We start from the raw sequence: 15321 nt of genomic DNA, 5'->3' as shown, positions 1-15321 counted from the left end.
TTTCTCCACGCTCAGATGGGGTTAGGTGGTGACCTTTAACGTGAGGCGTGATAAGCTGGTCTTGCATCAAGACATCCTTCTTTCATTGTTTGTATGGTAGCTTCAATGATAACAGGACTTTTGTCTTAGTGTTTTTTATCGTCTCAAATTTGAGGCGATGGTGGCTAACTTGATTCTAAAACGCGGGTTCAAAATGAAAATACAAAAATATTGATTTTCATGCGCATTGCCTGATGACTTTTGACCAAAACTGTCGTAAGATGCTCGGAGTTGAAGAAATCGGTTTCGCAAAGGAGGGGTAGTGTGCGCACGTTAACAAAAGGCAATCCATTGAAATTGGTGATTTTATTTACCATTCCACTTTTAATTGGGAATGTCTTTCAACAGCTATATAGTTTTATGGACGCGCTGATCGTCGGCCGGACCATCGGCAAAGACGCATTGGCGGCAGTTGGGGCCACTGGGAGTATCAACTTTTTGATCATTGGGTTTGCCCAAGGGACCACCGCCGGGTTATCGGTGCTCACTGCTCAAGCCTTTGGGGCCCGCGATGAACGCGGCGTCCGGAAAAGTTTTGGGTCGAGCATTTGGATCAGTATCGCCATCACCGCGATTTTAACCGCGATTTCTGTATCGATGACCCGACCGTTATTGGAATTGATGCAGACACCACCGGAAATCATCGATCAATCCGTCGCTTTCGTGCGGGTCATTTTCATCGGGGTATTTGCCTCGATGGCGTTCAACTTGTTGAGTAACATGATGCGCGCGTTAGGCGACTCGCGCACGCCGTTGATTTTCTTGATCATCGCCACCGTGGTGAACATCGCCTTGGAATTGCTGTTTATCTTAGGTTTCCATTGGGGTGTGGCTGGCGCTGGTTGGGCAACGGTGATCGCGCAAACTTTCTCAGCGATTTTGTGTTGGTTGTTCATTAAAAAGCGCATCCCGCTATTAGTCATTCGCAAGCAAGATCTCGCTTTTGATTGGCAAAGCATTTTAGAACACCTCAAAGTCGGTTTGCCGATGGGCTTTAGTATGTCGATTATTGCCATCGGCTCGGTGATTTTGCAAGTGATGCTCAATACCTTAGGGACAGATGCGGTTGCGGCATACACAGCAGCTGGGCGGATCGGTCAGTTGGCGACGCTGCCGGCATCGTCGTTTGGCCTTGCGATGGCAACTTTTGCAGCGCAGAACCTCGGCGCGCGCGAATACGGTCGGATTCGCCGTGGGGTGCATCAAACGTTAGCCCTTAACGTTGGGGGTATCGGCCGTACTTGGCGCGTTGATCATTATGTTTGGCAAGCCCTTGGTCAACTTGTTCTTAGGCCCCAACCAGCCTGCCGTCACCGCACTGGCGCAAACTTACTTCCATTACAATGCCAGCATGTATTGGCTACTCGCGATTTTGTTCACCATGCGGAATCTGTTGCAAGGTTTGGGCAAAACCATGGTGCCAACTGTTGCTGGGTTGTTTGAATTGTTGATGCGTGCTTTTGCTGGGATCGTGTTGGTCACGCACTTGGGCTTTGCTGGACAATCCACTGGCTTGGATCGGCTCGGTATTCGTGTTGGTCAATGTGTACTTCCGAACGATGAAGAAGATCCGGCAACAAGAAGACCGACAAGCCGCAAAAAAAGCGACCGAGGCGGCGCAAGATCCGATTTGAAAATTGATCGTGCGTCAAAAAATTAAGGTCAAAAAAACCGGGATGATTGGTGAAAATAAGCAGTCGTCCCTGTTTTTATGCGCATTGAGTTCTGTGATATTTGACAATGGTTTATGAAAATATCCTGCAATAGTTATCGTCAACTTATTCGGGAGCTTAAGGCAACTTTCGGTCATCCAAGACCGAAAAAGTGCAAGCGAAAAGCCGTACAGGAACTTTGGCGAGTGATCGTACGGCTTTCTAGCTTTCACTATTAGACTGTAGTCATCGGCCGCCGCCATTGAGGCGGAAGCGTAGCCCATATCGTTGACGCGGTATGGGTTTTTAATACCCAAATGATAACATGGGTGTCATGTCGGATGCAATCTTCATGCTTTAACGGGTGAAGACGCCAACAGCACACAAAGTCCACAAAACAGTTTCCCATTTCGTGGGCTTCTGGCTTTTACGCCATTCAATATCCAATTACGTCCAAACAGTTACCATAATGTATCCAAGTACGTTTCTGCGTAGCCCTAGGGGATTGGCCTTAGACCACTTTGATGGCTAATAGGCTCTGCATTGCCTTTCGCCCACAGACGTCGACTTGCTTCCCATGTCACCATGAGGAAATCGATCCGGTGTAATCGAATGAGTTCCGAAGAACCCTTCACAGTGCCGGCACTTTGATGCTAGAGATCCAATGACGACCAACAGTTAAGCTGGGGTCACTGCGGATCAGTCTCACTGGGCCTGCGGGGATCTGTCCCCCGTTGCGAAGAGTTTCAAGCAGCGTGCGCTAAGTTGCTTTCTCCACCTTGTTAACGCGTTCAGTTTACCACCCTTGTTTCACCCTGACAAGACTAACGATTATAAACGTTTTTCCTAAATTTCCATCAAAAGGCGAACTGTGGTTGATCAATCGCGGTTTAGCTTGTGTTCAACTAGGGTATTTTGTCGAAAAAGTTGTGAATCGCCACTGCCATGTTGTGTTTGCGGTATAATCGACTCACTTAACTTGTGGAGGACGACTGATACCAACTGCTGACGAAATTTTTGAAGCAATCAAACAAGATTCGGCTAACGCTGAGTTCACTAAAGCTGGGATCGAACCGCTGTATCATGTAGAACCAGAGGCGACGATTTTGATCGTGAGCCAAGCCCCTAGCCGCTCTGCCCAACTGGCGAAAACATATTGGCGCGATGCTTCAGGGGATCGTTTGCGCGAGTGGATGGGTGTGACTTCAGCCGAGTTTTATGATTCTGGAAAAATTGGCGTGGTGCCGTTGGACTTTTATTATCCAGGCCGGGGTAAAAGTGGCGACTTACCGCCGCGCAAAGGGTTTGCGGATCGTTGGCATAAACCGATTTTACAATTGATGCCTCACGTGAAGCTCACCTTGTTGATCGGCATGTATGCAGTGAAATATTATTTACCGAACCGCGAAAAGACGCTAACGGAAACGGTGCGCAACTTTGAAGCGTATCAGCCGTACTTTCCGTTAGTTCATCCGTCGCCGTTGAATTATGGTTGGCTGCACAAAAATCCATGGTTTCAACAAAGTGTGCTGCCGCGCTTACAACAAGAAGTGCGCAACTTACTTTAAATGATGATTGGTCTAGTTGAAAAGACTAGACTTTTTATTTGGGACGATTCTGATACCGGTAACAACGAGCCGTGGCTTGCAAGGCGTGCCGGCATTCCCGTATTCTATACCTAGCATATATTTGACGGAGGAGGCGACATTTTGGAAAATTGGTATAATCATGCGATTATCTATCAAATTTATCCGAAATCTTTTCAAGACAGCAATGGCGATGGCATCGGCGACTTACCGGGCATTATTCAACGCATTCCCTATTTAAAAACGCTTGGCATCAATACGGTTTGGTTGAATCCCGTATTTACCTCGCCACAAGTGGACAATGGCTATGACGTGGCAAACTACTATGCCATCGATCCAGATGTCGGCACCATGGCGGATATGGATGCGTTGATCAAAGCGCTACATGACGCCGGCATTCATTTGTTACTCGACTTTGTGATGAATCATACGTCTGATCAGCATCCTTGGTTTCAAGATGCAATCAAGCATCCTGGCAGTTTATATCGCGATTATTATATTTTTGCCGGGGATCACGATCAGCGTCCCAACAATTGGGGCAGCTTCTTTGGCGGCTCTGTGTGGGCTAAAGATCCAGCGGGCACCGGGAAATCATATTTCCACTTATTTGATCGGCACATGCCAGACTTGAACTGGGCAAATCCTGAAGTGCGCCATGCGATGGGCGATATTGCAGATTTTTGGCTGAAAAAAGGGATCGATGGGTTGCGCGTGGATGCCTTTATCCACATCGCCAAAGCGCGGTTAGATCAAGATTTCCCAACGGCAGATGGCTCACGCGAACCTGTCGTGGCCGAACCATTTTTTGCCAATTTGCCGCAAGTGCAAACTTGGTTGCGGCCATTTACCGAGCGCATCAAAACCGATTATCCGCAAGCTTTCTTGTTAGGCGAAGCCGCCAGTGCCGATGTGAATTTGGCGGCAGCTTATACCGATCGGTTGATGGATAGCGTGGTGACGTTCCGCTACTTTAAAGAAGATGAGTCGCAAGTCGATCCCACATATCCTGCGCAATACCAGCCTAAACCATTGGATTGGCAAGCCTTCAAGCAAACCCAAGCCGTGTGGCAACAAACCTTATCAGCGATGCCGACGCTTTATTGGAGTAACCACGATATGCCGCGCCTCCTTGGTCGCGTCGCCAAAAATTCACTAACAGCGCGGAGTTTGGCGATGTTGATGTATTTGCAACGCGGGATCCCGATCATTTATTATGGCGAAGAGCTAGGCATGACCAATTTACAATTTGATTCAGTTGAAGCCTTTCAAGATCAAACCGTTGACCCTTGGGTAAAAGCGGCCATTGCGGCTGGACAAACCAAAGTCCAAGCATTGCAACAAGTCTCTGCCACCCATAAACTGCCGGCTCGTGGCGGTATGCGTTGGGATACCACTGAAAATGCCGGATTTACGACTGGCACGTCTTGGCTGCAAGGTAAAAGCATTGATACACCAACGGTTGCACAACAATACGATGATCCAGACAGTCAGCTGAATTTTTATCGCGAGTTGTTGAAACTCAAGCAAACAGATTTGTTCAGTGATGGGGATTATCGCTTGTTGACTACAGATGCCAATAGTTATGTGTATCAACGCCAATTCCAAAATCAAAAGGCGATCGTCGCCGTATCGATCGGTGATGCGTCAGTGATCGATTTGCCTAAAGCGCGTTATGATATTCGATTAGAAAATGGTACCGTGCAACTGTTGAACCAACAGCTGCGCCTCAGTGCTGGTGCCAGTGTTGTTTTGATCACGGAGGAATAATATGTTAATTTCTGCAATGGCTCATCGTCCCGAAAGCGAAGATTGTTTCTTGATCGACGCGCATCAAGTCCGGCTCAGATTCAAAACCGCCCTTGGTGATGTTCAAAATGTGACCGTTTTATATGGGGATCCTTATTGGAATTTACCCGACGAAAATGGCGAGTATCATTTTACTTATTCAAAAGCCCCGATGATTAAAATTGCCAGTGGTCAAACCCATGATTACTGGGCAGTGACGTTGAAGCCACCTTATCAGCGCATCCAATACTTATTTGCCGCGACAGATACTGAAGGTAAAACGGTGTTGTTTGGCGATCGGGGACCACGCGTTGATAATGAAGCTGAGCGGATCGAAGCGGCTAACTACTTTCGACTGCCTTATTTTCACGAAATCGATCGCACAAAAACGCCAACTTGGGTCAGTGAAACCGTGTGGTATCAGATCTTCCCTGAACGCTTTGCCAATGGCAATCCCAGCTTGAATCCGGAAAACTGTTTGCCATGGCAGCCAGAAGACCATCCTGGTCGCGACGATTATTACGGCGGGGATCTGCAAGGCGTGCTGGATCACTTAGACGACTTGCAAGACCTCGGCGTGAACGGCCTATATTTCTGCCCGATTTTTAAAGCCAGTTCCAACCATAAATATGACACGATAGATTATTTGGAAATCGATCCAGCCTTTGGTGACAAAGCCTTGTTTGCCAAATTGGTGCATGAAGCCCATGCTCGCGGCATGCGCGTGATGCTTGATGCGGTGTTCAACCATATGGGTTATGCGTCGATGCAATGGCAAGACGTGTTGCAAAACGGTCAAAAGTCGCGTTTTGTGGATTGGTTCCATATTCATGATTGGCCGCTGTTACCATACCGCGATCCAACGCTTGGTCAAGGGGATCCGCAATTTGACACCTTTGCTTTTGGTCCGGGGATGCCGAAGCTCAACACTGCCAACCCTGAAGTGCAAGCTTACTTATTAGAAATCGCGACTTATTGGGTCAAACAATTTGATATCGATGCTTGGCGCTTAGATGTCGCCAATGAAGTCGATCATCATTTCTGGCGTCAATTCCATGATACTTTGATCGCCATCAAACCTGATTTTTACATTTTAGGGGAAGTGTGGCACTCAAGCCAACCATGGCTCAATGGTGACGAGTTCTCAGGCGTGATGAATTATGCCTTCACGCAACAAATCGAAGACCATTTCTTAACTGGCGTCAGTGATGCGCAAACGATGCTGGCCCGCTTAAGTGATCAGTTGATGTTATATCGCGATAATGTCAATTCTATGATGCTCAACATGCTGGATTCGCATGATACGCCGCGTTTGTTAACAGTGGCTGGCGGCGACTTGGATCGCGCACTGCAAGCTTTGGCGTTTACCTTCTTACAAACTGGGACGCCGTGCATTTACTATGGCACGGAAATGGGCATGTCGGGAGAAAATGATCCCGATGATCGTAAACCGATGGACTGGTCAAAATTGCATCAGTTAACTTGGCAACGTGTGCACGCATTAGTGGCACTGCGGCGGGAATACGCTGAGCTATTAGGCAATGGGACCACGACGTATGCCTTAACGGATGCTGGCCTGATCAAGGTCACGCGCCAGTTAGCGGGTCAAACACTCGTTGGGTATTTCAACACCACGGATCAAGGGGTGGCGATTTCTGCTCAACCATTACTGCAACAAGGATTTGAGGCTGGTATTTTAAGTCCTAAAGGTTTTATTGTTCGCACACAATGAAATCCTGATAACGGTAACAAAGGGTTTCACCATATAAAAACGCTTTCCTGCCTGCTACACTAGTAAGTGTTAAAAGCGAAACGGAGTGAGTGCAAATGAATGCAAAGCGATTATTCAACATCGACCCTTGGTTGGTGGCAACGCATCAACTAGATAAAACCAATAAGCGCCTGCAAGAATCACTGACCGCCATCGGTAATGGGTATATGGGCATGCGAGGTAACTTTGAAGAAGGTTATTCCGGTGACACGTTACTGGGGACCTACTTAGCAGGCGTGTGGTTCCCAGATAAAACCCGCGTTGGTTGGTGGAAAAACGGTTATCCTGATTATTTTGGCAAAGCCATCAACGCCCCAAGTTTTATCAACTTAGGCATCACCATTAACGGCGTGGCGTTGGACCTCGCGAAAAACAACTTCCGCGATTTCAACTTACAACTCGACTTACATCAAGGTAAGTTGACCCGCAGCTTTGTATACGTCGCCGATGACGTCGAAGTCGCGTTTGAATTAGAACGATTCGTTTCCAATGCGATGCAACAAGCTGGGCTGATCAAAGTGGCCGCTAAAGTCTTGAAAGGCTCAGCGGAGTTGAAGTTTGATGCCGCAATAGATGGCAATGTCACCAATGAAGATGCCAATTACGACGAACACTTCTGGATCCCGCAACATGAAGATGCCGTCAAAGGTTCGATTCAGCTTGAAACCAAAGCCAATCCTTTCGACGTCCCACAGTTTACGGTATTACTCAAACAAGCCTTGAAGGTGGATGGCGCAACAGTTGAAGGCATGCGAACCTCAGAACCTGGTCGTTTGGATGAAACCTTGAGTTACGATTTAGCTCAAGGTGATGATCTTACCATTGAAAAACGCGTGATAGTGTTGACCAGCCGCGATGTTGAACCAGCAAAGCAACCGGCTAAAGCCGACCAGCTGATGGCTAAACTGTTACCACAAAGTTTTGACCAAGCACTAGCCGCTCATGAGCAAGTTTGGGCAAAGCGTTGGGCACAATCAGATGTGGTGATTGATGGTGATCCTGCCGCACAACAAGGCATCCGCTTCAGTATTGCGCAACTGTTTATGACTTATTACGGCGAAGATACGCGCTTAAACATCGGACCTAAAGGCTTTACCGGTGAAAAATATGGCGGTGCCACTTATTGGGACACCGAAGCGTATGTGGTGCCGATGTACTTGGCGGTGACCCCACCAACAGTCACTCGAGCCTTGCTACAATACCGGCATGACCAATTGCCAGGCGCTTATCACAACGCCCAACAACAAGGACTGGCCGGGGCATTGTTCCCGATGGTGACTTTCAACGGGATCGAATGTCACAACGAATGGGAAATCACGTTTGAAGAACTGCATCGCAATTCCGACATCGCCTTTGCCATTAAGCAATACACGGATTACACCGGTGATGAAAGTTACGTCAATGGTGATGGTATCGATGTGTTAGTTGGTGTCGCTCGGTTCTGGGCAGATCGGGTGCATTTTTCCAAGCGCCATCAACAATATATGATCCATGGCGTTACCGGTCCCAACGAATATGAAAACAATGTCAACAACAACTGGTTTACCAACACCATGGCCGCTTGGGAGTTGCAATACACCCTTGAGCGCCTACCAAAAGCGGATGTTGATAAAGTTCAGGCGTTGGCAGTGACGGATGATGAAAAAGCACATTGGCAAGATATCGTCGATCGCATGTATTATCCAGAAGATAAAGACTTGGGCATTTTTGTTCAACACGATACCTTCTTGGATAAAGATCTGCGCCCGGCTAGCTCGATCCCAGCCGATCAACGCCCATTGAATCAACACTGGTCATGGGATAAGATCTTGCGCTCGCCATTCATCAAGCAAGCCGATGTTTTGCAAGGCATTTACTTCTTGAATGACCGCTTTACCCGTGAGCAAAAAGAAGCCAACTTCGACTTCTACGAACCAATGACAGTGCATGAATCTTCCTTGTCCGCTTCGATTCACGCGATTTTAGCTGCAGAACTGGGCAAAGAAGAAAAATCCGTTGAACTCTATGCCCGCACGGCGCGGTTGGATTTGGATGACTACAACAACGACACTGAAGATGGGCTACACATCACGTCCATGTCTGGTGGTTGGTTAGCCATCGTCCAAGGCTTTGCAGGGATGCGTTACACTGGCGGACACTTGAGCTTTAAGCCGTTTGTACCAAAAGGCTGGACACATTATAGCTTTACCTTGAACTATCGCGGTCGCTTGATTGCTGTGGATGTGGCGAATGAAACCACATTGAAGCTAGTCAGCGGTGATCCGATCGATGTCTTGGTGAATGATAAAACGGTGCACTTAAGTTAAGGAGGGGTTGCATGCTCAAAGGGTTAATTTTTGATTTGGATGGCGTGATCGCAGATACGGCGCGCTTCCACTTACAAGCATGGAATCAACTGGCCCAACGCCTTGATATCGTGCTACCACCAGAAGCAAATGACGCCTTGCGTGGACGTTCGCGGATGGATTCGTTGAATTTGATTTTGGGTTATGGCGATAAAGTTGATGCGTATTCCGATTACGAAAAAGCTGCCTTTGCCCAAAGCAAAAACGACTTATACCTGCAGCTCATTCAAACATTGACACCAGCAGACATTTTGCCAGGCATTGCGCAACTATTACAAGATGCCAAGGCACTTGGCTTACACGTGAGCATCGCCTCAGCATCCAAGAATGCGCCGACGATTTTGAAACACTTGCAACTCGACAGCGCATTTGATGCCATCGTTGATCCCGCTAAATTGCATCGCGGCAAACCAGATCCTGAGATCTTCATCTTGGCCCAACAAGCGTTGAACTTGCAAGCAGATGAAGTGATCAGCTTTGAAGATGCGTCAGCTGGCGTTCAAGCCATTAAAGCCGCCAATCAATTTGCCGTTGGTATCGGGGATGCGCAAGTCTTAAAGCTTGCTGATTATATCGTGGCCAGTACCGCAGACTTGCAGTTAAGCAAAATCGTTGCAGCTTTTAAGGAGGTAAGCGCGTGAGTTGGTGGCAAAACGCAGTCGTTTATCAAATTTATCCCAAGTCTTTTCAAGATAGCAATGGTGATGGGATTGGGGACTTGCCTGGGATCATCAGCCGTTTAGATGAACTACAACAATTAGGTATCGATGCGATTTGGTTGAGCCCAGTGTATCAGTCGCCTGGTTTTGATAACGGTTACGACATTGCCGATTATGAAGCCATCGATCCGCAGTTTGGGACGATGGGGGATATGGATACCTTGATCGCCGAAGCCAAAAAACGCAACATTCGCATCATCATGGATCTGGTGGTCAACCACACGTCTGATCAACATGCATGGTTCAAGCAATCGCGGTCTTCGCGAAATGATCCTAAGCGTGATTGGTACGTCTGGCGCGATCCAGTTGATGGACACGAGCCTAACGACATGACGTCAACGTTTTCTGGATCGGCTTGGACGCTGGATGAACAAACCGGTCAGTATTACTTGCATCTGTTCAGTCCGCAACAGCCGGACCTCAACTGGGAAAATCCTGAGGTACGTCATGCAGTCTATGCGATGATGAATCGCTGGATCGATCGTGGCATCGGCGGCTTTAGACTTGATGTGATCGACTTGATCGGCAAAATTCCAGATCAAGATATTCGCGAAAATGGCCCACACTTGCATGAGTACTTGCAAGAAATGAACGCCGCTACCTTCGGACGGGCCGATTTTATGACAGTGGGTGAAACTTGGGGCGCTACACCTGAAATTGCCAAGCAGTATTCAGATCCTGAGCGCCATGAGTTGTCGATGGTTTTCCAATTTGAAACCATGCAACTGGATCAAAAACCTGGTGAGCCCAAATGGCATACCATGCCATTAGATCTGGATCTGTTCAAGCAGACTTTGATCAAGTGGCAAACCGAGTTGGATTATCAACATGGTTGGAACAGCTTGTTTTGGAACAATCACGACTTGCCGCGGATCGTGTCGCGGTGGGGCAATGATGGCCAGTATCGGGAACGCTCAGCTTCAATGTTTGCCATTTTGCTCCACTTGATGCGCGGGACGCCTTATATTTACCAAGGCGAAGAAATTGGCATGACCAACCGGCCAGTGACCAGCATCGATCAAGTCAATGACATTGAAAGTCGCAACTGGTATGCCGAACAATTAGCCCAAGGCCAAAGCGCTGACACCTTGATCCAGCAGATCAATACCATGGGTCGAGACAATGCGCGCACACCGATGCAATGGGACACCACACCACATGCCGGTTTCACGACTGGCACCCCGTGGCTAGCAGAAAATGCCAACTACGACCACATCAATGTCAAACAAGCACTGGCTGATCCTAATAGCGTTTGGCATGTGTATCAGCGCTTGATCCAACTCCGTCATCAAAACCCGATCGTCGTTCATGGTGATTTTGAACCACTGACCACAGACTCCGGGGTGATGGCTTATATCAGAAGCTTTGAAGGTGAACGTTGGCTAGTTGTGGCCAACTTAACCGATCAGCCTCAGCATTTTGACCAACCGAATATTAGCGAGATCTTGTTCGCCAATGTTGAACCAATCACCACCCAGCTTCAACCTTATCAAGCTTACATCGCCAAGTTGGCGCAGTGAGTGTCGCAATTATAAAGATATTTTGGGGAGGAACAAAGATTATGAAAACTTGGAAAAAAGTGATGTTAGGTAGCGTCACCTTGCTCGCATCCATGGCTTTGGTCGCTTGTGGTAAGAGCTCAAGCTCAACGGACACATCCAGTAGCAAAGAAGTCACTGGGACGGTTAAATTGTGGGTCGACACCACACAGGTACCTTACTACAAGACCATCGTTAAGAACTTCAACAAGGAATATCCAAAGGTTAAAGTGGCCGTTACCCAAAGTCCTAATGGTTCTGCCAACGCCAAAACCGATGTCGGCAAAGACCCGGCTAAAGCTGCGGATGTTTTCGAAGTGCCAAACGATCAATTAGGTTCTATGGCTGATCAAGGCTACATCAACCCATTGTCACCAGCTTCCACTAAGACTGTCAAAGCCAACAACGTTTCCGTTGCAGCTAAAGCGGTTGAATGGAACAATAAGCTTTATGCCTATCCATTTGCTGAACAAGCCCAAATCCTTTATTACAACAAGTCCAAGTTGTCTGCTGAAGATGTGAAGACTTGGGACGGGATCACTGCTAAAGGTGTGATCGCCACAGACTTCACCAACGCCTACAACTACTATCCAGTCTTCTTATCTGCTGGTACGAACTTGTATGGGACTGACGGTGAAACCTTGAAAGGCACCAACGTTGCCAATGCTAAAGGGGTTGCAGCCATGACTTGGTTAGCCCAACAAAAGGCCAACAAGAACGTCATGCAAACATCTAACGCCTTGAACCAATTGAAGTCCGGCGCGGCTGCTGCCACCTTAGATGGCCCTTGGAACTCTGCCAACATCAAGAAGATCTTAGGCAAGAACTTCGCCGTTGCCCCATATCCAACTGTTAACATCAACGGCAAGCAAGTGCAACTCAAAGCGTTCTTAGGCATCGAAGCCTTTGCAGTTAACTCCCATACTTCCACTAAGAACCAAAAAGCTGCGGCAACCTTGGCTGAATACATCGCCAACAAGAAGTCTCAACTGATCGTTTACAAGAATTCCGGTCAGATCCCTGTTGATAAAGATGCCCAAGCTAGTGACACCATCACTTCTGATCCAGTCGCAAAAGCGGTGATGACGATGTCCAAGTCTTCTGACCACTCCATCATCATGCCTAAGATGACGCAAATGGCAACCTTCTGGAACTTATCTGCGCCTTTGATCAACGGTGCTTACACCGGTTCGATCAAGAGCTCACAATACATGGATAAACTCCAAACTTTCCAAGATGCCATTTCCAAAGAGAACTAGTCTGATTTAATTGAGGGGTCGTGATCCCCATGATCACGACTTCCGCTTTGAAGCAAAGTTTTGGCTTTGCTTTAAAGCGGAGGGTTTAACCTTCAGCCATTATTCTGTATCAAAACTGATTTTGGAAGGAGCAAGACGATGTTTAAAAAACACAATAAGGTCCAGCCGCCTGCGACTTATCGAGAGGTATGGTCAAAAGGCGATGTCTCCTTCAAGCTATCATTTCTCCTGATGGGATTTGTCCAATTGCGCCATAAGCAATGGGCCAAAGGGATCGCCTTATTAGGCATTCAAATCGCTTTTTGGGTTTGGTTTATCTTCAGTGGTGCCAGTGCGTTAAGCATGCTGAGCAACCTCGGGGAAATCAAATCTAAAAAAGTGGTCTTTGATCAAACCCAAGGCGTTTACTTAACCAAGCTACCGGATAACTCGGTATTGATCCTGTTATTTGGGGTGTTGGCAGTGATTTTACTGCTGGCAATGTTAGGCTTGTATATTGCGCATTTGCGCTCGATGCGCACGTTATATGTACAATTGCGTGACGGCGAACATGTACCGACCAACCACGAGAACTTGCATGCCTTGATCGATGAACGCTTGCATTCCACGTTGTTGGCAGTGCCGATCGTGTTGATCGTGGCGTTTACGATTTTGCCGACGGTGTACATGATCTCTATGGCGTTCACCAATTATGATGGCAAACACCCAATCGGTTTTTCTTGGACTGGATTTAAAGCATTCGGCAACGTGTTGACTGGTGACTTGGCTGGGACGTTCTTCCCAGTGTTAGGTTGGACGCTGGTTTGGGCCGTTTGTGCCACGGCGACGACATTTTTCTTCGGTGTTTTGCTGGCGATGCTGATCGAATCCAAAGGCATCACGCACAAAGGTTTCTGGCGGACGATTTTCGTGATCGTTTACGCGGTACCGCAATTTGTTTCCTTGTTGATGATGGCTCAATTCTTGGATCTGCAAGGCCCACTCAACAATATTTTAATGAGTATTCACTTGATCTCTAGTCCGATCAACTTTATCGGCGCGTCTGCCAGCCCTTTGGTGGCGCGGATCACAGTTATCGTGGTCAACATGTGGATCGGGATCCCAGTATCGATGTTGATTTCCACGGCGATCATTCAAAACTTGCCGCAAGATCAAATCGAAGCGGCCCGTATCGATGGGGCGAATGCTTGGCAAGTGTTCCGCTCGATCACGTTCCCACAAATTCTGTTCGTGATGGCACCAAGTTTGATCCAACAATTCATTGGGAATATCAATAACTTCAACGTGATCTACTTGTTGACGGCAGGGTATCCAATGAACAACAACTATAACGGCGCCGGGGATACTGATCTGTTGGTTACCTGGTTGTACAACTTGGTCTTCGGCCAAACGCAGCGTTACAACGCCTCTGCGGTATTAGGGATTTTGATCTTTATCCTCAGTGCGGTATTCTCGCTGATTGCTTACCGTCGCACCAATGCATTCAAGGAGGGCTAAAAAATGAAATCATATCATGCACAGCGCCGCCTGTCCTTGGTATTTCGTTATTGCTTGTTAGCACTGCTGGCGATTTTATGGATCATCCCCATTGTGTGGATCATTTTAGCCAGCTTCTCATATAATGATACCGGCTTTGTCTCAACATTTTGGCCAAAGCAATTCACGTTGCAAAACTATATCGGGATCTTCACTTCTGATCAATTCCCATTCTTGTATTGGATCCGCAACACCTTGCTGGTCAGCTTAGTGACGATGGTGTTATCCACCTTTGTCACGATTTGTGTGGCGTACACCTTGTCGCGGTTGCGCTTTGCTTTCCGCAAAAAGTTCTTGCAAATCGCCTTAGTCTTGGGGATGTTCCCAGGTTTTATGTCGATGATCGCCTTGTACTATATTTTGAAAAACTTCAACATGTTGAATCTCGGCGGCTTGACGTTAGTCTACGTCGGCGGTGCGGGACTGGGCTTCTACATTGCCAAAGGCTTCTTCGATACGATTCCAGTTGCCATCGATGAAGCAGCGGTGATGGATGGGGCCACCAAATGGCAAGTGTTCATTCATATCGGCTTGCCAATGAGTCGCCCAATCATCGTTTACACCGCTTTGACGGCGTTCATTGGCCCTTGGATCGACTTCATTTTCTCAGGGATCATCTTGTCGAGTTCAGGCAATGCCAAAACGTATACCATCGCTTATGGTTTGTACAACATGTTGCATTCTACCAAAGGCGCTTCGACCACGTACTTCGCTGAATTTATCGCTGGATGTGTGGTCATCGCCATTCCGATCACGATCTTGTTTATCATTATGCAGAAGTTCTATGTTTCTGGGATCACTGCTGGTGCAGATAAAGGCTGATCAATTAAAAACCTGCTTCGATTGCGATAATCCCTTTATGGTTGTCAGATGAAATACAATAATTCATCTGATGATTATGGAGGGATTTTTTGTATCCCGCGTTTTAGAATCAAGTTAGCCACCATCGCCTCAAATTTGAGACGACGGATTTACAATTCAAGTGCAACAAATTAGTCAAATAGAAAAGACTCATAGCCTGAGTCCTTGTAAAATGGAATCACCACAAGACCAACTACAAGGAGAACTCGACTATGAGTCCGTACACCCAT

The 15321-nt window shown here is 47.4% G+C and carries 9 protein-coding genes and 1 pseudogene; all 10 read left to right on the top strand.

Going from position 1 to position 15321, the window contains the following annotated elements; translation table 11 throughout:
• The first annotated feature begins 303 nt into the window (after window positions 1–303).
• The 10 genes and pseudogenes from ACYVRB_RS13095 (at window position 304) to ACYVRB_RS13050 (ending at window position 15052) form a co-directional block, all read left to right on the top strand.
• Window positions 304–1673: pseudogene (locus ACYVRB_RS13095) on the top strand (MATE family efflux transporter).
• A 1013-nt stretch (window positions 1674–2686) separates the two neighbouring features.
• On the top strand, window positions 2687–3259 hold the full coding sequence (locus ACYVRB_RS13090; RefSeq protein WP_461215885.1) for a uracil-DNA glycosylase family protein: 573 nt from the start codon (window positions 2687–2689) through the stop codon (window positions 3257–3259).
• Between the two features lie 141 nt (window positions 3260–3400).
• Window positions 3401–5044, top strand: coding sequence for an alpha-glucosidase (locus ACYVRB_RS13085; RefSeq protein WP_461215884.1), 1644 nt, complete (start codon window positions 3401–3403; stop codon window positions 5042–5044).
• Between the two features lies 1 nt (window position 5045).
• On the top strand, window positions 5046–6794 hold the full coding sequence (locus tag ACYVRB_RS13080; protein WP_461215883.1) for a glycoside hydrolase family 13 protein: 1749 nt from the start codon (window positions 5046–5048) through the stop codon (window positions 6792–6794).
• Window positions 6795–6889: 95 nt separating this feature from the next.
• The gene (locus ACYVRB_RS13075) at window positions 6890–9139 is read left to right on the top strand and encodes a glycoside hydrolase family 65 protein (protein WP_461215882.1); all 2250 of its coding nucleotides are present in this window, start codon (window positions 6890–6892) and stop codon (window positions 9137–9139) included.
• A gap of 11 nt (window positions 9140–9150) precedes the next feature.
• Window positions 9151–9819, top strand: a complete 669-nt coding sequence (gene pgmB / locus ACYVRB_RS13070; RefSeq protein WP_461215881.1) for a beta-phosphoglucomutase — start codon at window positions 9151–9153, stop codon at window positions 9817–9819.
• Window positions 9816–11417 (top strand): glycoside hydrolase family 13 protein, encoded by a 1602-nt coding sequence (locus ACYVRB_RS13065; protein WP_461215880.1) that lies wholly within the window; start codon window positions 9816–9818, stop codon window positions 11415–11417. The genes pgmB and ACYVRB_RS13065 overlap by 4 nt, the downstream gene beginning before the upstream one ends.
• A gap of 41 nt (window positions 11418–11458) precedes the next feature.
• Window positions 11459–12694, top strand: coding sequence for an extracellular solute-binding protein (locus ACYVRB_RS13060; protein ID WP_461215879.1), 1236 nt, complete (start codon window positions 11459–11461; stop codon window positions 12692–12694).
• Window positions 12695–12832: 138 nt separating this feature from the next.
• Complete coding sequence (locus ACYVRB_RS13055) at window positions 12833–14191, top strand: carbohydrate ABC transporter permease (protein WP_056962579.1); 1359 nt, start codon at window positions 12833–12835, stop codon at window positions 14189–14191.
• Window positions 14192–14194: 3 nt separating this feature from the next.
• Window positions 14195–15052, top strand: a complete 858-nt coding sequence (locus ACYVRB_RS13050; protein WP_461215878.1) for a sugar ABC transporter permease — start codon at window positions 14195–14197, stop codon at window positions 15050–15052.
• The last annotated feature ends 269 nt before the right edge of the window (window positions 15053–15321 follow it).

This window comes from Lacticaseibacillus boliensis (assembly GCF_054784775.1).
Note: the sequence above shows the minus strand (reverse complement) of the source record. Positions and strands in the feature narration are given on the sequence as shown.

Coding starts and splice junctions, on each gene's coding strand:
- ACYVRB_RS13060 (WP_461215879.1), top strand. CDS start 11,459: ATGAAAACTTGGAAAAAAGTGATGTTAGGTAGCGTCACCTTGCTCGCA.
- ACYVRB_RS13075 (WP_461215882.1), top strand. CDS start 6,890: ATGAATGCAAAGCGATTATTCAACATCGACCCTTGGTTGGTGGCAACG.
- ACYVRB_RS13050 (WP_461215878.1), top strand. CDS start 14,195: ATGAAATCATATCATGCACAGCGCCGCCTGTCCTTGGTATTTCGTTAT.
- ACYVRB_RS13055 (WP_056962579.1), top strand. CDS start 12,833: ATGTTTAAAAAACACAATAAGGTCCAGCCGCCTGCGACTTATCGAGAG.
- ACYVRB_RS13080 (WP_461215883.1), top strand. CDS start 5,046: ATGTTAATTTCTGCAATGGCTCATCGTCCCGAAAGCGAAGATTGTTTC.
- pgmB (WP_461215881.1), top strand. CDS start 9,151: ATGCTCAAAGGGTTAATTTTTGATTTGGATGGCGTGATCGCAGATACG.